This is a genomic window from Ferrovibrio sp., assembly GCF_965278975.1.
Classification (GTDB): Bacteria; Pseudomonadota; Alphaproteobacteria; order Ferrovibrionales; family Ferrovibrionaceae; genus Ferrovibrio.
Genome location: NZ_OZ257126.1, coordinates 1297365 through 1313578, shown reverse-complemented (window position 1 = coordinate 1313578; position 16214 = coordinate 1297365). Strand labels below are relative to the sequence as shown.

The following is a 16214-nucleotide window of genomic DNA, read 5'->3' as shown; positions in this document are numbered from 1 at the left end:
GCAGCAGACGTCATACCCCGTCGCGCCAATCCCGACGATCCGGCGCGGCGGGGCTCTTTCCCCGGAGGATTCCCATGTCGATCGAAGTGCTGAAGAACCGTCTGCCCGAATACGCCAAGGACCTGAAGCTCAACCTGTCCTCGCTCGCCGCCGAGCAGGGCCTGACGCAGCAGCAGCGCGCCGGCACTTTCGTTGCCACGGCATTGGCCGCGCGCGAGCCGAGCGTGATCCAGGCCGTGCTGGCCGAGTTCGGCCCGCAGCTGAGCCCAGAAGCGTTGCAGGCCGCCAAGGCCGCCGCCGCGATCATGAGCATGAACAATATCTACTATCGCTTCGTGCACATGATGGGCGATCAGTCGGCCTACAAGACCATGCCGGCCAAGCTGCGCATGAACGTGATCGGCAAGCCCGGCGTCGAGAAGCTGGATTTCGAACTCTGGTCGCTCGCCGTCTCCGCCATCAATGGCTGCGGCATGTGCGTGGAAGCGCATGAGCATGAACTGACCAAGGGTGGCCTCGAAGCCGAAAAGATCCAGGCTGCCGTGCGCATCGCCGCCACCGTGCATGCGGTTGCCGTGACGCTGGAAGGCGAAGCCGCCGCCGTTGACGCGGTGCAGGCCCAGGCTGCTGAGTAAGGTGGCAGCCGAGTAAGCCGGCTGCTGAGTAAGGCGGCTGCTGAGTAAGCTGGCTGCTGAGTAAGCTGGCCTGATACAGACGAACCCCCAGCAACCCACCGGCTCCTGGTTGCCGGCAGGGTTGCCCAGGGCCGCCGGACGCGATCCCCATCCAGTCCGGCGGCCCTTCTCTTTGTGAATTCAACCAAGGCGTTACCGCCGCATGGCTTGACCGCGCGGGAGTGATTGGTGTCAATGGATGCATGTCCACGCCGCCACCCTTCAGTCCGCTGGTGAGCCCGCTGGCGCAACCCGGCTTCGATCTCGGCCTCTGTGGCGAGCCGGAGGACCTCAAGCCGCATCTGCTCAATCCACCACTGGCGCGGTTGCTCGACGACTGGAATGTTTCGCGCACGGCTGGCCGGCTGCCTGGCCGCGCCGAGTTTCCGCCGGAACGGCTGCGCTATCTGCTCGGCAATATCTTCATGCTGGATGTGGAGACCGGGGCGGATGGCGGCACGGAATTCCGCTACCGCGTCTTTGGCTCCAATTTCTCTTTCGCGCGCGGTTTTGATCTTACCGGCAAGCAGCTCTCCGAACATCCCGATCCGCATGCCGCGGCCCGTGCTTATCCGGCTTTCGGCGAGATACTGCGCCGCCGCCAGCCGCTGCTCGGGCGCTGGAGCGCCACCGGCCAGCATGGCGAGACATTGCTGGCAGAAATGATGGTGCTGCCGCTCTCCGATGATGGCGTCACCGTCAACCGGCTGCTGGCAGGTCAGTTCAACCAGACGCTCGATCTCGACATCGAGCGCCAGCGTGCCGGCCTCGAACTCGTTTATGCCGAGCCGGAGCTGCTCGGCCTGCGCGTGCGCCATCCCGGATTGCAGCACCTGCTCACCGACTGGCGGATCTGGCGTGGCGCGCGGCGCTATCCTGGCCGTGCCGATGTGCAGCCCGAACGCCTGCGCTATCTGCTCGGCAACCTGTTCCTGCTCGATGTGGTGCCGCAGCAGGATGCGCTGCCGCGTTTCCGCTACCGCCTGTTCGGCTCCAACGTGGCGCGTTTCCGTGGCTATGATCTTTCCAACCGGTTTCTCGACGAGCATCCCGATTCCAGCCTGGGTGAAACCGCGCGGCGGGCCTATGCCATGGTGGCGCTGCATGGTCGCCCGCTCTGGGTCGATCTGATCGACGCCCATGCTTCGCTCGGCAGCCGCTTCGAAGGCCTGATCCTGCCGCTGGCCAGCGATGGCGAGACGATCGACATGCTTCTGGCCGCCCAGGTGATGCGGTGACGGGGGATGCGTTGAGTGAAATGCAGCCCCTGCTGACCGATCTCTGGCAATGCCAGCTGGTTGACAGCCCGGAAGTGCTGTCGCCATTCCTGCGCCAGCCGGAATTGCGCCAGATGCTGGCGCATTGGCAGACCATGCTGCGCGACCGCGCCGGGCAATTGCCGAGCCGTGCCGATTTCGCGCCGGAGGATCTGCGCTACAGCCTCGGTCATGTGGTGATGTTCGACGTGGTGCCGCAGCAGGATGCCGCGCCGCGCTTCCGCTATCGCCTCTATGGCAGCCATTTCACCTTCGCGCGCGATTTCGATCTCACCGGCCGCTTCATCGAGGAACATCCCAATCCGCATTTCGCCGGCCTCGCCGCGCGGCAGATGGCGCAGGTCACGGCCACGCGGCTGCCTGCGCTCGGCATCGGCCGTATCCGCCAGCCGGATAATCTCACCTACAGCATCGAGGCACTGTCGCTGCCGCTGGCCGATGATGGCTGCCATCCCGATGTGATCCTGGTGGGGCAGTATGATCACCATGTGGCGGAAGCAGCGCTGCCGTTGCAGCTCAATATTGCCGAGCCGGCATTGCTCAGGCCCTGGATCAAGGCCGAGCCGCTCGGCGCGCTGTATGACCTGTGGCACGGCATCGCGCAGCAGCGCAAACCGCGGCGCGAGGATTTTCCGCCCGAACGGCTGCATCCCTGGCTTGGCCGCGTGCTGCTGGTGGAGCGCGTCGGCATGGCGGGCAGCGCCACGCCACCCAGCCTGCGCTATCGCCTGATCGGCAGCTACCTTGCCGCCGATCGCGGTTTCGACCTCACCGGCAAATCGCTGGATGAGCACCCGGACCCGGATTTCGGCAAGCTGATGCACCGCCTGGGGCTGGAGGCGCTGCGGCTTGGCCGTCCGGCCTGGTATCGTGGCGATGGCTATACACCCAGCGGTTATTCGCTGCGCATCGAAGGCATTGCGTTGCCGATCACCAGCCGGGGTGAGGATTATGACATGCTGCTGGTCTGCCAGGTGCCGGTGGAAGGTACTTGAAGCAACCGCTTTCCAGCCCTACATAAACAGCAGCACCGGGACGGCCCGGCCGCTTCACCAGAAAGCGATGGGGACGGCCCTGTCATACGCGGTTGTGTTGTCATCCGCTGTTCCGGAGCATATCCCATGGCATGGTTGATTCTGCTGCTGGCTGGCCTGGCCGAGATCGGCTGGGCGGTCGGCTTGAAATATACCGAAGGCTTCTCGCGCCTGATCCCCAGCCTGCTTACCGTCAGCGCCATGATTGTCAGCCTGGCCCTGCTCGGCTTGGCGCTGAAGACACTGCCACTTGGCACCGCCTATGCGGTATGGACCGGCGTGGGCACGGTCGGCACGGCGATTCTCGGCATCTGGCTGTTTGGTGAGGACGCCGACGTGATGCGGCTCGGCTGCATCGGCCTGATCGTTGCCGGTATCGCCGGGCTCAAGCTGCTCAGTCCGGCTTAAATGATCTAGCTGCCGTTCGGCAGCATGAAGGCGGTGGGCTGCGGAGCTTCGTGCGGCAGAAATGCCTGCTTGATGCGCTGCAGCCGCTCGGCCAGGGCGGTGTATTCCCGGCCTCCCTCGCCATGCAGGGCTTCGGCGAGGCGGTCGAAGCGTTCGGCGCCGATCTGCACCCGGCCATCCTGCAATGCGGAAAGGGCGCCCTCGAAATAAGCGCGGCCAATCTGATTGGCTTCCAGCTTGTTGCGCGTCGCGGCGGGCATGAAGTCATAGACGATATGCGGCAGCCAGTCGCCGGCGATACGCAGGCTGGCCGGTGCAAAGGATCGCACCGTGGCGCCATCGATATGGTTCTTCTCCAGCTCAGCCATGAACAGCTCGCTTGCCGCGCGCGCCCCGGCGCCATCGCGCAGGTACAGTTTCGCCGACATCATCGGCAGCAGCAGCATGGTGGCGACATCGCGGTGCAGGATGCCGCCCTCGCGCAGCAGTCGCGCACGGTAGCCTTCCACCGCTGCCACGCCGCCCCGCAGATCAGCCTTCTGGCGCAGCGCCAGCAAGCGCAGCTGCGGCAGGCCGACCAGCAGCTTGTCATGGGCATCGCGGACATACAGGTTGCCATAGGCAACCCAGTCATGTGCTTCAATGCGGTCCAACCAGGCCATGGCACCGGCGATGTCGTCGCGCTGCAACAGGATCGAGGCACCGAGCAGCTGCGCATTGGCTGAAAGTGCGCGCAGGCTGGCATTGCCGTCACTGCCGAAGTCGTCGCGGCTGGCATAGGCCATGACCAGCGCTTCATTCGCCCGGCCGGCATGCAGGTAGAGATAGGTGAGCTGCCATTGCGCGGCGGCCTGGAGGGCGCGGGCATATTCAGTCTGAGGTGCGTTTTTGCCATGCGCCATTGCATCGGCACAGGCGGCGATGCCGCGCTCCACTGGCCGCAGCTGGCTCAGCGCCATGCAGCGGTTCATGCTGGCGGCGATGCCGAGATCGCTGTTGGGCCGGGCCAATGCCAGCTCCTCGAAACGTGCGGCGGCGGCCGGATAGCGTCCCGCGCGCAGGTCGGCGAAGGCGATATCGTAATAGCGGCGATCAGTATCGCTCTGGCCGCCGGCGCAGGCGGCAAGCAGCAGGGGCAGCAGCAGGATAAGCGGACGCATCTTGACCAGAGGTCGTGGTTTCTGACCCAGAATTGCCTACCTGTACGCGAAGCGCAAGCGGGGAGGTTATGCGGCGGGCGCCGGGCTTACACTCAGCAGCGCACCATCGGCTCCGGTCACGATCACCACGCTGCCGGCCGGCAGATCGGGGCCACTGACCGGCCACACGGTGTCGCCGAGCCGCATTTCACCCCGGCCATTCTCCAGGGCGGTTTCCAGCACGCCGCGCTGGCCGATCAGCCGCGCCGCGCCCTGATTCACGCTTGGCGCAGGCTCCGGTCCGGCGCGGCGGCGCAGCCACAGGCCAACACCGAGCCAAGCCAGCGCCAGCAAGGCAAAGACGCCAAGCTGCAGCCCCGGGCTCATATCGGGCAGCAGCCAGAGCAGCAGGCCGAGCGAGAAGGCAGCGGCGCCGAACCAGATCAGCACCGCGCCGGGGGCCACGATCTCAAGGCCGGCCAGCACAGCGCCAAGCGCCAGCCAATGCCAGGGTTCGAGATGGAAGGGCAGGGTCATGGCTGATCCGCCGCGTTACACGTCATCCAGCGGCGCACCCCAGGGGCGGGTGGGCCCCCGAGCAGAGGCTGGAGCAGAGGCTGGGGCAGAGGCTGGGGCAGAGATCTGCGCCGGCTTCGCCGCCGTGGCACGGGCAGGCATGTTGCGCGGCTTGGCCTGGCGGCCGGAGGATTCATTCCCTGACGTGTCCGGCCCCAGGGCCTGGCGCGCCAGATCGGCGATGCCGCCCAGCGAGGCGATCACGCCGCTGGCTTCCATCGGCATGAACACCAGCTTCTGGTTCGGACTCTCGGCGAACTTGCCGAACGCCTCGACATATTTCTGCGCCACGAAATAGTTGATCGCCGCCACATTGCCGTCGGCAATCGACTGGCTCACCATCTGCGTCGCCTTGGCTTCCGCTTCCGCCAGTCGCTCGCGCGCCTCGGCATCGCGCTTGGCGGCTTCCATGCGGCCCTCGGCTTCCAGCACCGCTGCCTGCTTGGCGCCCTCGGCACGCAGGATGGAGGCCTGCTTAGCGCCTTCGGCGGCGAGGATTTCGGCGCGCTTCTCGCGTTCGGCGGTCATCTGCTTGGCCATCGAGTCGAGCAGGTTCTGCGGCGGCTGGATGTTGCGCAGCTCGATACGCGTCGCCTTGATGCCCCAGGCCAGGGTCGCCTGATCCACCACCGACAGCAGGCGGCGGTTGATCTGGTCGCGCTGCGAGAGCACTTCATCCAGATCCATGGCGCCGATCACCGACCGCACATTGGTCATCGCCAGGCTGGACAGCGCGAACAGCAGGTCCTGCACTTCATAGGCCGCCTTCACCGGGTCCAGCACCTGGAAGAACACCACGCCATCGGCGGTGACGGTGGCGTTGTCGCGCGTGATCACCTCCTGGCTCGGGATGTCCAGCACGGTTTCCATCAGCGACAGCTTCTGTCCGATGCGGTCGACATAGGGAATGATCACCGACAGGCCGGGGCTGAGCGTGCGGATATACTTGCCCAGCCGCTCCACGGTCCATTGCTGGCCCTGCGGCACGGTCTTGACGCCGGCAAAGAGTGTTACGGCCACCAGGACCAGGAACAGGATGGCGATGATCAAGCCGGCGGAGATTTCCATGGGAAGATCCTTGCGGTGGAACTACCCCCACAGATTGGCATCACGCGAGACTTTTACAAGTGGTGTTAGAGGCCGCGCTACACTTCCAGCCATTCCTTGCGGATGGCGGCATCGGCCTGCAATTGCGCCGGGCTGCCCTCGAACACCATCTGGCCATGGCCCATGACATAGAGCCGCTGCGAGATTTTCAGCGCGATGGTCAGCTTCTGCTCCACCAGCAGGATGGCAACGCCGCGCTCGGCGATGCGCACCAGCAGCTTGCCGACATGCTCCACCATCATCGGCGACAGGCCCTCGGTCGGCTCATCCACCATGATCAGGTCGGGGTCGCCCATCAGCGTGCGGCACATGGTGAGCATCTGCTGCTCGCCGCCGGACAGCACGCCGCCCGGCGCCTCGGCGCGTTCAGCCAGGCGCGGGAAGATGTCGTACATGTCCTGGATGCTCCAGCGGCCGCATTTGCTGGCATGCTTCTGGCCGAGATACAGATTCTCGCGCACCGTCAGGGCCGGGAAGATGTCTCGATTCTCCGGCACATAGCCCAGGCCCAGATGGGCGATTTCATGCGGCTTGCGGCCCACGATCTCCTGGCCCTTGAAGCGGATCGAGCCCTGCGGCGGCACATCGCCCATGATCGCCTTGATCGTGGTGGAGCGGCCGACGCCGTTGCGGCCCAGCAGCGAGACGATCTCGCCCTCGCGCACATCGAAGCTGACGCCATGCAGGATATGGCTCTTGCCGTAATAGGCGTTGAGGTCGCGGACTTCGAGCAGGTTCTGCGTCATCTCAATGCTCCGCTTCCATGGCTTGACCGAGATAGGCCTCGCGCACGGCTTTGTTGCTGCGGATCAGGGCTGGCGCATCGCTGGCGATGATCTGGCCATAGACCAGCACGGAGATACGGTCGGCGAGATCGAACACCACGCCCATGTCATGCTCCACCATGATCAGGGTGCGGCCTTCGGAAATCTTCCGGATCAGGGCCACGGCATGATCGGTTTCCGAGCGGCTCATGCCGGCGGTGGGTTCATCCAGCATGATCACATCGGCGCCGCCGGCGATGGTAATGCCGATTTCCAGCGCGCGCTGCTCGGCATAGGTCAGCACGCCGGCCGGAATGTCGCGCCGTGCGCCCAGGCCGATGCGTTCCAGCACCGATTGTGCCAGGTCGTTGGCATCCTTCAATTTGCGCACGTTGTGCCAGAAGGAATATTTGTAGCCCAGCGACCACAGCACGCCGCAGCGCACATTCTCGAACACGGTCAGTCGTGGAAAGATATTCGTGACTTGAAAACTGCGGCTCAGGCCCCGCCGGTTGATCTCGAACGGCTTCTGCCCGGTGATGTCCTCGCCTTTCAGCGCGATGCGGCCGGCGGTGAGCGACAAGCGGCCGGAGATGAGATGAAACAGCGTCGATTTGCCGGCGCCGTTCGGGCCGATGATGGCATGGCGTTCGCCGGCCTTGATATCCAGCGACACGCCCCGGATGATCGGCGTGGCGCCGAAGCTTTTGTGCAGGTCCTGCAAGGAAAGCGCGATGGCGGTCATGGCTCAGGCCCTCCCCTGCGCGGGATGGGCCTGCACGGGATGAGTCGCGTCATTCCAGGCCCGCAGCAGCACCGGCGCAAAACGCTTGCCGAGATAAAGTCCGGCGCCAAGCAGCACCAGGGCCAGGATCCAGGGTGCCGCCACGTTGGACTGATAGGCGATGCCGAACAGCTTCATCGCCGGGCCATCGGTGGCGGTTTTCACCAGCTGGTGATGCGCCGTCTCGATCAGCACCACCAGGCCGAGGAAGCCGAGCGCGGCAGGCACCGCCATCAGGCCATAGGCCGGCAGGATGCGCAGCAATGTGCGGTTCTGCAGCAGCGGCAGATGCATCGCCAGCAGGCCGGCGATGCCATAGGGCGCGAACATCACCATGACGATGAACAGCAGGCCGAAATACAGCAGCCAGGCGCCGGTGATATCGGACAGCATCACCTGCAGCAGCGTGACCAGGATGGCGCCGAGGATCGGGCCATAGAACAGCCCGATGCCGCCGATATAGGCCATCAGCAGCACCACGCCGGATTGCCCGCCGGAAACATTGATGGCGTTCATCAGTTCGAAATTGATCGCCGCCAGGCCACCGGCGATGCCGGCGAAGAAGCCCGAGGCGCAGAAGGTGATGAAGCGGATCATCTGCGTCGAATAGCCGACGAATTCGGCGCGTTCCGGGTTCTCGCGCACCGCGTTGCACATGCGGCCCAAAGGCGTGCGGGTATAGGCATACATCGCCGCGATGCAGATGAAGCACCAGAAGGCAATCAGATAGTAGACCTGGATCTGCGGCCCGAAGCTGATATCGAACAGCCGCAGCAGCTTGGTGCGGTTGGCGGTCACGCCTTCCTCGCCGCCGAAGAAGCCGCGCAGGATCAGCGACAGCGAGAAGATCAGTTCGCCCAGGCCCAGCGAGATCATGGCAAAGGCCGTGCCGGCGCGGCGCGTCGAGACGCTGCCGAAGATGATGCCGAACAAAAGCCCCATGGCGCCGCCGGCCAGCGGCACCAGAGGCAGCGGTATCGGCAGCTTGCCTGCCGTCACCACATTCATGGCATGCACGGCGAGGAAGCCGCCCAGGCCGTAATACACCGCGTGGCCGAAGCTCAGCATGCCGGTCTGGCCCAGCAGCATGTTATAGCTCAGCGAGAAGATCACCATGATACCCATCAGGCACATGGTGGTGAGCGCGGCGCCGGAGGTGAAGATTTTCGGCAGCGCCAGCATCACCAGGATGATTGCGGCCCAGATCCAGTAGCGGCGCAGCAGCGAGGGTTCCTGCATCGTTGTGTTGCTCATCTCAGGTTTCCCGCGTGCCCATCAGCCCGGTGGGCCGGAAGACCAGTATCAATACCAGCATCAGATACGGCACCACCGGGCCGATCTGCGCCACCGTCACCTGCCACAGATCGGCCAGCGCGCCCTGCATCGGCCGCGCCATGCCGAACAGGCTGAGCGCGTCGCCGAGCGAGTAGTTCACGGCAATGGCAAAGGTCTGGATCAGGCCGATCAGCAGCGAGGCGATGAAGGCGCCGGGCAGCGAGCCCAGCCCGCCGAACACCACCACCACGAACAGGATCGGCCCCAGCACATGCGCCATGCTTGGCTGCGTCACCAGGGCCGGACCGGCGATCACGCCGGCGATGGCGGCCAGCCCTGAGCCGACGCCGAACACCAGCATGAACACGCGCGGCACGTTATGGCCCAGCATGGCCACCATGTTGGGGTGGCTCAAGGCCGCCTGGATGATCAGGCCGATGCGCGAACGGGTGAGGATGAACAGCAGCACCAGGAAGATCGCCACCGAGATCAGCAGCATGAACATGCGGAAAGCGGGATACGTCGTGCCGAATAATGTGAAGGCCGAGAAATCCAGCAGCGGCGGCACGCGGTAATCCACCGGCAGCTTGCCCCAGATCATCTGCACCATTTCCTCGATCACGAAGGCGAGGCCGAAGGTGAACAGCAATTCGGCGACATGGCCGTGCTTGTGCACCAGCCGCAAGCCCCAGCGTTCGACGCCGGCGCCGATCAGGCCGACCAGCACGGGGGCGGCGATCAGCGCGACCCAGAAATTCAGCCATTGGCTGAGCTGGAAGCCGAAATAGGCGCCCAGCATGTAGAAGCTGGCATGGGCGAAGTTCAGCACGCCCATCATGGAGAAGATCAAGGTGAGGCCGGAGGCCAGGAGAAACAGCAGCATGCCGTAGAGCACGCCGTTCAGCGTCGAAAACACCACCAGTTCAAGCAAGGCCGATCCCCCCGGAACGAATAACAGCAGCGGCGGAAATGGCGGCGGCTGATCATGCCGCCGCCATTCTACGCGGCTTCAGCTCGGCTTTGCCATCTTGCAGGTGGTCGGCACGTCGGTATCGGCCATCTTCACCGTCGCGGCTGTCTTCCAGCCCCAGCCGGTGCCTTCCTCATCATATTTCAGCTTGGCTTCGGCTACGGGCGTGAACACCTCGATGAACATGTCCTGGAAGAACTGATGGTCTTCCGCGCGCATGTAGGTGGCCGAGCCGTAGATGTTGGTGTACTTCATGCCGCGCAGCTTCTCGGCGAACACCTTCGGGTCGTTGGACTTGGCCTCGTTCATGGCGCGCGCCAGCATTTCCATCTGATTGCGCACGCGCGGATACCACACGCCCATATTGGCCTTCTTGCGGAACTCTTCCTCGAAAGCCTGGTTGCCGCCTTCCATATGGTTCGGGCCGCCTTCGACGATGGCATAGACGCGGTCCTTCAGGCCGGTCTGCTTGATCGCGGTCGGGCCGCCGGCACCACCGGCATAATAGGTGTACCAGTCAACCTGCAGGCCGGCATCGGCGGCGGCTTTCAGCAGCAGCGCGATATCCGAACCCCAGTTGCCGGTGATCACGCTGTCGGCGCCGCTGGCCTTGATCTTGGCCACATAGGGCGAGAAGTCGGTCACCTTGGCCAGCGGATGCAGTTCATCGCCGACGATCTGGACATCGGGGCGCTTCACCTTCAGCATGTCGGTGGCGGATTTGCGCACCGCCTGGCCGAAAGAGTAATCCTGGTTGATCAGGTAGACCTTCTTGATCTTCTGGTTGTCCTTCATGTAGCTGGTCAGCGCCGCCATCTTCACATCGGCATGGGCATCCCAGCGGAAATGCCAGTAGCTGCATTTGTCGTTGGTGAAGGCCGGATCCACGGCGGCATAGTTGAGGTAGACCACCTCCTTGCCGGGATTGCGCTCGTTATGCTTGTTGACGAAGTCGATCAGCGCGGCGGCCACGCCCGAGCCATTGCCCTGGGTGATGATGCGGATGCCGGCATCGATGGCCTTCTGCGCCGCGACGATGCTTTCCTGCGGGGAGAGCTTGTTGTCGTAGGTGACCAGTTCCAGCTTCTGGCCGTTCACGCCGCCCTTGGCGTTGATGCGGTCGATCATGAAGTTGAAATGCTTCACGCCGCCTTCGCCGATCGGTGCCATGGCGCCGGAGAGCGGATCGATATAGGCGATCTTCACCTGCGCCTGTGCTGGCAATGCCGCCAAAGTCAGCGCGACTGCGCCGAGTAACGCCGGCGCAAGTACTTTACCTACCACAGCCATCGTTTCCTCCATCTTTTTATGTCGCGGCGCCGCGCCGTCAGCGGGCGGTTCGCCGATCCCCTGCTGTTGCGCAGGAAATGCCGGTCACTCCTCGATACGCGTTACTCCGTGATTGCTTGATGCATCGATCACTTGGTCATGGCGCCATAGACCATGTCGCGCAGCAGGCTGCGATAGACCACGCGCTGCTTCGGCGACTGCATCATGAACACCACGAACAGATTCTGCTTCGGGTCCACCCACATATAGGTGCCGCCGGCGCCGCCCCAGTTATATTCGCCGGCCGAGCCCTGCAGCGGCGACACGCCGTCGCTCTTGCGCACGGCGAAGCCGAGGCCGAAGCCATAGCCGATACCGGGCAGGTAGAACGGGCCGGGCTTCACGCTGTCGCCCATATGGTCGGCGGTCATGAAGCTGACGGTCGCCGGGCTGAGATAGCGTTTGCCGGCGAAGCTGCCCTTGTTCAGCATCATCTGCAGGAAGCGGGCGTAATCCATCGCCGTGCCGGTGAGGCCGCCGCCGCCGGATTCCCACTTCGCTGCCTGGCGCGGATCGAAGAAATCGGCATCAAGGCCGATATTGCGGTCATTGGCGAAAGGTTCCGCCACGCGCTTCTGCTTCGCCGCGTCGGTCACATAGAAAGCCGTGTCCTTCATGCCCAGCGGGTTGAACACGCGCTGCTGCATCGACTGGCCGAGCGGCTTGCCATCGGCCACCTCGATCACGCGGCCCAGCACATCGGTATTGTAGCCGTAATCCCAGGTGGTGCCGGGCTGGTAGCCGAGCGGCAGCTTGGCGATGCGGTCGGCGAATTCCGCGTTGTCGATATTGGTGCTCAGTGACACGCTCTCACGATAGGCGCGCTTTTGCAGCGTATCGCCGAAGAAGCCATAGGTGATGCCGGCGGAATGGCGCAGCAGGTCCTGCACGCTGGCGGGCCGTGCCGGTGCCAGCTCCAGCACCATCTTGCCGTCGGCGCCCGGCTTTTCCACGCCCAGCTTGGCGTCCTTGAAACTCGGGATGAAGCGGGCGACGGGGTCGCCGATGGTGACTTTGCCTTCTTCCACCAGCTGCATCGCCACCACGCTGGTGATCGGCTTGGTCATGGAATAGATGCGGAAGATGCTGTCTTTCGCCATCGGGATCTTGGCCTGCGGGTCCTGCTGGCCGATGGCTTCGAAATAGGCAACCTTGCCGTGCCGCGCGATCAGCAATACCGCGCCTGGGATGGTGCCGTCGGCTACATCCTTCTTGATGCGTGTGGAAATCGCGCCGAGCTTGGCCGAGGAAAAGCCCAAGGCTTCCGGCTTTTCGCGCGCCAGTTCGGCGGGTGCCTCGGCGGCCAGTACCGGCAGAGCCAGCAGCAGGGCTGCGGCCAGGAGGGAGGTTGAAGCGAGAAAGCGGCCAACAAAGCCGGTCGTCCTGTGCCGCGCGAATTGACGCGGCAGGCCATAACGCTGCATCGTATTTCCTCCCAAATGGCGTTTCATTTGCTTGAACGCCTTATTTGTGGGATTGTCGGACAAAGCAGAGGGCGCGTCAAGGGGGCCTGATTCAAGCGGCTTATCCAGGGGTGCTGGGGGAACTGAAACCACCATGTCGCAGCAGGGCGAGCGCTTTCCGCGCATCAGCAACATACCGGCGTATCAGCGCGTGGCCGAGATGATCGAGCAGGAGATCGTCAGCGGCCGGCTGCGCCCGGGTGAGGCTTTGGGCACGGAGGCCGAACTGGTCAAGCAGTTCGGCGTCAACCGCTCCACCGTGCGCGAAGGCATCCGCCTGCTGGAGCAGGGCGGCCTGATCCGCCGCGATCCCAGCCGCCGCCTGATCGTCGGCCTGCCGCATTACGACAAGCTTTCCACCCGTGTCAGCCGGGCGCTGATCCTGCATCAGGTCAGCTTCCTGGAATTGTGGGAAGCCACCATGGCCTTGGGCCTCGCCACGTTCGAGCTGGCGATGAACCGCGCCACGCCGGAACTGATCGAGCGGCTGGAACGCAACATCGCCGAGACCGAAGCCGCCAAGCATGATCCGGCCCGGGTCGGCGAGCTGGATGGCGAATTCCATATCCTGCTGGAAGAGGCCAGCGGTAATCGCGTGCTGCAATTGGCGCGCGAGCCGTCCAACATGCTGATCTATTCGGTCACCGAACTGGTGGTCGGCGATATCAGCCATGGCGCCGAACGCCTGATCCAGGCGCACCGCATGCTGGTGCAGTCGCTGAAAGACAAGGATGTCGAACTCGGCAAGCTGTGGACCCGGCGCCATCTCAACGATTGGCGCAAGGGCTTCGAACTCGGCGGCCGCGATCTCAACCAGCCGCTCGATTCCGTGCTGCTGGATGCCACCCGCATGCGTGAAAGCGCCAGCCGCAGCGCGGCGGAATAGGGCGTTCCACGTCATTCCCTTTTTGTCATCCTCGCGGAAGCGAGGATCCCATTTCATTGCAAAATGGGATGCCGGCTTTCGCCGGCATGACAGGAAAAAGGTAAAGACAATAACGCGTGGATGGCCCGGCCAAGCCGGGCCATGACGGATCAACTCAATCCTCGTCATGCCCGCCGAGGCCCTTCGGGCCTGTGCGCCCACGAACGCCGCTAGGCGTTCGCGCGCTTACAGTGATCCGGGCATCTTTCGCCGTATGGCCTGAGATCGCCGGGCCAAGCCCGGCGATGACGACTATTGTTTTTGCTACCGCGCCATCTTGCAGGTGGTGGGCAGCGCGGTGGCGTCGGCCTTGATCACGCCTTGCGTCTTCCAGCCCCAGCCGGTGCTTTCCTCGTCGAATTTCATGCCGCCTTCCAGCGGGCCGAAGGAAGCGATTTCCAGGTCCTGCAACAGCTGGTGGTCGGCGGCGCGCATGGTTGCCGGCTGGCCGTAGAGCGTGCGGTAGCGCATGCCTTCAAGGGCGGCGGCAACGCGCTTCGGCTCGGTGCTGGCGGCTTTATTGATGCCGGCATCCAGCATGTCCATCAGGGCGCGGATACGCGGCACGTTGAAGCTGCCGCCGAAGCGGGCGCGGTAGGCGGTCTCGATGCCGTCGCTGTCGGCTTGCGCATGATTGGCATGGCCTTCGATGCTGGCGAACACGCGGTGCGCCAGCCCGGTCTGGCGGATCGCCGTCGGGCTGCCGATGCCGCTGGCATAATAGGTGTACCAGTCGACCTGCAAGCCGGCATCGGCCGCCGCCTTCAGCAGCAGCGCCAGGTCCGAACCCCAGTTGCCGGTGATCACGCTGTCGGCGCCGCTGGCCTTGATCTTTGCCACATAGGGCGCGAAATCGGTGATCTTGGCCATCGGGTGCAGTTCGTCGCCGACGATCTGCAGATCCGGCCGCTTCGCCTGCAGCATGTCCAGCGCCGATTTGCGCACCGCCTGGCCGAAGGAATAATCCTGGTTGATCAGGTAGAGCTTGCGCGCCTGCGGCCTGGCTTTGATGAAGTCGGTCAGCGCCTGCATCTTCATATCGGCATGGGCATCCCAGCGGAAATGCCAGGGGCTGCACTTGTCGTTGGTCAGCGCCGGATCGATGGCGGCGTAATTCAGCAGCAAGGCCTGCCGGTCCGGGTTGCGCTCGTTATGCTTCTCCAGGAAATCCACCAGGGCTGCGGCCACGGCGGAGGAGTTGCCCTGGGCGATGAAACGAATCCCGGCATCAATCGCCTTCTGTGCCGCGACGATGCTTTCCTGCGGGCTCAGCTTGTTGTCATAGGCGACGATCTCGTAGCTGCGCCCGTCTTTGCTCAGACGCTCGGCCATGAAGCGGAAATGGTTGAGGCCGTTCTGCGTCACGGCGGCGGCACCGCCGGAAAGCGGATCGATGAAGGCGATACGGACGGGTTCCGCCGCCTGCGCGGCGGTGGCGGCGCAGAACAGCAGCGCGGCTATGAGGGAGCGCAGCATCAGCCGAGGCATTATCAATTGCTCCGGGCCTGCTGCACGAAGGGCTTGAGGTCGATCAGCGGCCGGGCGCCGACATGGCTGATCACTTCCGCGGCGCACAGGCTGCCCAGGCGGCCGCTGGCATGCAGATCAAGGCCGGCGGTATAGCCATGCAGGAAGCCGGCAGCGTAAAGATCGCCGGCGCCGGTGGTGTCCTTCACGCTCACGCCCTTCACGGCATCAATGATATGCACGGTCTCGCCGGCCAGGATCACCGAGCCCTTTTCCGAGCGCGTCAGCGCCGCCACATCGACATGGTGGCGCACATGCTGCAAGGCGCCGTCGAAATCGCCGCTCTGGTAGAGCGAGATGATTTCGCTTTCATTGGCGAACAGGATATCCACCGCGTGTTCCACCAGATACTGGAATTCGGCGCGGTGGCGTTCGACGCAGAAGGCATCGGACAGCGTGAGGGCCACCTTGTTGCCGGCTTCATGCGCCAGCCGCATCGCCTTGCGCATGGCTTCCTTGGCGCGCGGCTGATCCCACAGATAGCCTTCCAGATAGGTCACCTTGGCGTTGGCGACCGTGGCGGCATCCACATCCTCGGGCGTCATCTCGGCGCAGGCACCAAGATAGGTGTTCATGGTGCGCTGGGCATCGGGCGTTACCAGGATCAGGCAGCGCGCCGTGGCCGGGCCTTCGGTCGCCGGCTTGGTATCGAAGCCGACGCCGATCTTGTGGATGTCATGGCTGAAGGCATCGCCGAGTTCGTCGTTGCGCACGCGGCCGACGAAGCTGACCGAGCCGCCGAGCATGGCGATGCCGGCGGCGGTGTTGGCGGCCGAGCCGCCGGACATGCGGGTCTTCTGCGCCGGCATGGCGCCGTAGATCGCTTCGGCGCGGGCGGCGTCGATCAGCGTCATATGGCCCTTGGCCATGCCGTGCTGGGCGATGAAATCGTCACCCACTTCGGCGAGCACATCGACGATGGCGTTACCGACGGCGAGGATTGCGGTTTTCTGACCTGACAT

At 64.2% G+C, this 16214-nt stretch carries 16 protein-coding genes; 5 read left to right on the top strand and 11 right to left on the bottom strand.

Going from position 1 to position 16214, the window contains the following annotated elements; translation table 11 throughout:
* The first annotated feature begins 74 nt into the window (after positions 1–74).
* From ACQY7X_RS06325 to sugE, 4 genes are all read left to right on the top strand, one after another.
* Complete coding sequence (locus ACQY7X_RS06325; protein ID WP_428249010.1) at positions 75–635, top strand: carboxymuconolactone decarboxylase family protein; 561 nt, start codon at positions 75–77, stop codon at positions 633–635.
* Positions 636–877: 242 nt separating this feature from the next.
* Positions 878–1912: a PAS domain-containing protein gene (locus ACQY7X_RS06320; RefSeq protein WP_428249009.1), complete on the top strand. Its 1035-nt coding sequence runs from the start codon at positions 878–880 to the stop codon at positions 1910–1912.
* A 20-nt stretch (positions 1913–1932) separates the two neighbouring features.
* Positions 1933–2946, top strand: a complete 1014-nt coding sequence (locus ACQY7X_RS06315; RefSeq protein ID WP_428249008.1) for a PAS domain-containing protein — start codon at positions 1933–1935, stop codon at positions 2944–2946.
* 126 nt (positions 2947–3072) lie between these two features.
* Positions 3073–3393, top strand: a complete 321-nt coding sequence (sugE, locus tag ACQY7X_RS06310) for a quaternary ammonium compound efflux SMR transporter SugE (RefSeq protein ID WP_428249007.1) — start codon at positions 3073–3075, stop codon at positions 3391–3393.
* Between the two features lie 5 nt (positions 3394–3398).
* On the opposite strand, the gene ACQY7X_RS06305 is transcribed toward sugE, so the two are convergent.
* The 9 genes from ACQY7X_RS06305 to ACQY7X_RS06265 all read right to left on the bottom strand — a co-directional run bounded on the left by ACQY7X_RS06305 (position 3399) and on the right by ACQY7X_RS06265 (position 12761).
* Positions 3399–4553, bottom strand: a complete 1155-nt coding sequence (locus tag ACQY7X_RS06305; RefSeq protein WP_428249006.1) for a hypothetical protein — start codon at positions 4551–4553, stop codon at positions 3399–3401.
* 66 nt (positions 4554–4619) lie between these two features.
* Positions 4620–5069 carry an NfeD family protein gene (locus ACQY7X_RS06300; RefSeq protein ID WP_428249005.1) on the bottom strand — a complete coding sequence of 150 codons (450 nt, stop codon included), beginning with the start codon at positions 5067–5069 and terminating at the stop codon, positions 4620–4622.
* Between the two features lie 15 nt (positions 5070–5084).
* The gene (locus ACQY7X_RS06295; RefSeq protein ID WP_428249004.1) at positions 5085–6176 is read right to left on the bottom strand and encodes an SPFH domain-containing protein; all 1092 of its coding nucleotides are present in this window, start codon (positions 6174–6176) and stop codon (positions 5085–5087) included.
* A gap of 77 nt (positions 6177–6253) precedes the next feature.
* Positions 6254–6961, bottom strand: a complete 708-nt coding sequence (locus ACQY7X_RS06290) for an ABC transporter ATP-binding protein (RefSeq protein ID WP_428249003.1) — start codon at positions 6959–6961, stop codon at positions 6254–6256.
* 1 nt (position 6962) lies between these two features.
* Positions 6963–7724: an ABC transporter ATP-binding protein gene (locus ACQY7X_RS06285; protein ID WP_428249002.1), complete on the bottom strand. Its 762-nt coding sequence runs from the start codon at positions 7722–7724 to the stop codon at positions 6963–6965.
* 3 nt (positions 7725–7727) lie between these two features.
* Complete coding sequence (locus ACQY7X_RS06280; protein WP_428249001.1) at positions 7728–9017, bottom strand: branched-chain amino acid ABC transporter permease; 1290 nt, start codon at positions 9015–9017, stop codon at positions 7728–7730.
* 1 nt (position 9018) lies between these two features.
* Positions 9019–9969: a branched-chain amino acid ABC transporter permease gene (locus ACQY7X_RS06275; protein WP_428249000.1), complete on the bottom strand. Its 951-nt coding sequence runs from the start codon at positions 9967–9969 to the stop codon at positions 9019–9021.
* Positions 9970–10047: 78 nt separating this feature from the next.
* A complete protein-coding gene (locus ACQY7X_RS06270; RefSeq protein WP_428248999.1) occupies positions 10048–11298 on the bottom strand; it encodes a branched-chain amino acid ABC transporter substrate-binding protein in 1251 nt (416 codons plus the stop codon).
* 128 nt (positions 11299–11426) lie between these two features.
* Positions 11427–12761: a serine hydrolase domain-containing protein gene (locus ACQY7X_RS06265; RefSeq protein WP_428248998.1), complete on the bottom strand. Its 1335-nt coding sequence runs from the start codon at positions 12759–12761 to the stop codon at positions 11427–11429.
* A gap of 133 nt (positions 12762–12894) precedes the next feature.
* Here ACQY7X_RS06265 and ACQY7X_RS06260 point away from each other — a divergent pair, with 133 nt between their 5' ends.
* Positions 12895–13686 (top strand): FadR/GntR family transcriptional regulator, encoded by a 792-nt coding sequence (locus ACQY7X_RS06260; protein ID WP_428248997.1) that lies wholly within the window; start codon positions 12895–12897, stop codon positions 13684–13686.
* Between the two features lie 303 nt (positions 13687–13989).
* Here the strand turns inward: ACQY7X_RS06260 and ACQY7X_RS06255 are convergent, their stop codons facing one another.
* A complete protein-coding gene (locus tag ACQY7X_RS06255; protein WP_428248996.1) occupies positions 13990–15201 on the bottom strand; it encodes a branched-chain amino acid ABC transporter substrate-binding protein in 1212 nt (403 codons plus the stop codon).
* 14 nt (positions 15202–15215) lie between these two features.
* Complete coding sequence (locus ACQY7X_RS06250; protein WP_428248995.1) at positions 15216–16214, bottom strand: adenosine kinase; 999 nt, start codon at positions 16212–16214, stop codon at positions 15216–15218.

What these genes read in the sequence shown, in the direction of transcription:
- ACQY7X_RS06255 (WP_428248996.1), bottom strand. Translation starts at nt 15,201, where the DNA reads ATGCTGCGCTCCCTCATAGCCGCGCTGCTGTTCTGCGCCGCCACCGCC.
- ACQY7X_RS06280 (WP_428249001.1), bottom strand. Translation starts at nt 9,017, where the DNA reads ATGAGCAACACAACGATGCAGGAACCCTCGCTGCTGCGCCGCTACTGG.
- ACQY7X_RS06285 (WP_428249002.1), bottom strand. Translation starts at nt 7,724, where the DNA reads ATGACCGCCATCGCGCTTTCCTTGCAGGACCTGCACAAAAGCTTCGGC.
- ACQY7X_RS06295 (WP_428249004.1), bottom strand. Translation starts at nt 6,176, where the DNA reads ATGGAAATCTCCGCCGGCTTGATCATCGCCATCCTGTTCCTGGTCCTG.
- ACQY7X_RS06260 (WP_428248997.1), top strand. Translation starts at nt 12,895, where the DNA reads ATGTCGCAGCAGGGCGAGCGCTTTCCGCGCATCAGCAACATACCGGCG.
- ACQY7X_RS06270 (WP_428248999.1), bottom strand. Translation starts at nt 11,298, where the DNA reads ATGGCTGTGGTAGGTAAAGTACTTGCGCCGGCGTTACTCGGCGCAGTC.
- sugE (WP_428249007.1), top strand. Translation starts at nt 3,073, where the DNA reads ATGGCATGGTTGATTCTGCTGCTGGCTGGCCTGGCCGAGATCGGCTGG.
- ACQY7X_RS06320 (WP_428249009.1), top strand. Translation starts at nt 878, where the DNA reads ATGTCCACGCCGCCACCCTTCAGTCCGCTGGTGAGCCCGCTGGCGCAA.
- ACQY7X_RS06300 (WP_428249005.1), bottom strand. Translation starts at nt 5,069, where the DNA reads ATGACCCTGCCCTTCCATCTCGAACCCTGGCATTGGCTGGCGCTTGGC.
- ACQY7X_RS06325 (WP_428249010.1), top strand. Translation starts at nt 75, where the DNA reads ATGTCGATCGAAGTGCTGAAGAACCGTCTGCCCGAATACGCCAAGGAC.
- ACQY7X_RS06305 (WP_428249006.1), bottom strand. Translation starts at nt 4,553, where the DNA reads ATGCGTCCGCTTATCCTGCTGCTGCCCCTGCTGCTTGCCGCCTGCGCC.
- ACQY7X_RS06290 (WP_428249003.1), bottom strand. Translation starts at nt 6,961, where the DNA reads ATGACGCAGAACCTGCTCGAAGTCCGCGACCTCAACGCCTATTACGGC.
- ACQY7X_RS06250 (WP_428248995.1), bottom strand. Translation starts at nt 16,214, where the DNA reads ATGTCAGGTCAGAAAACCGCAATCCTCGCCGTCGGTAACGCCATCGTC.
- ACQY7X_RS06265 (WP_428248998.1), bottom strand. Translation starts at nt 12,761, where the DNA reads ATGCAGCGTTATGGCCTGCCGCGTCAATTCGCGCGGCACAGGACGACC.
- ACQY7X_RS06315 (WP_428249008.1), top strand. Translation starts at nt 1,933, where the DNA reads ATGCAGCCCCTGCTGACCGATCTCTGGCAATGCCAGCTGGTTGACAGC.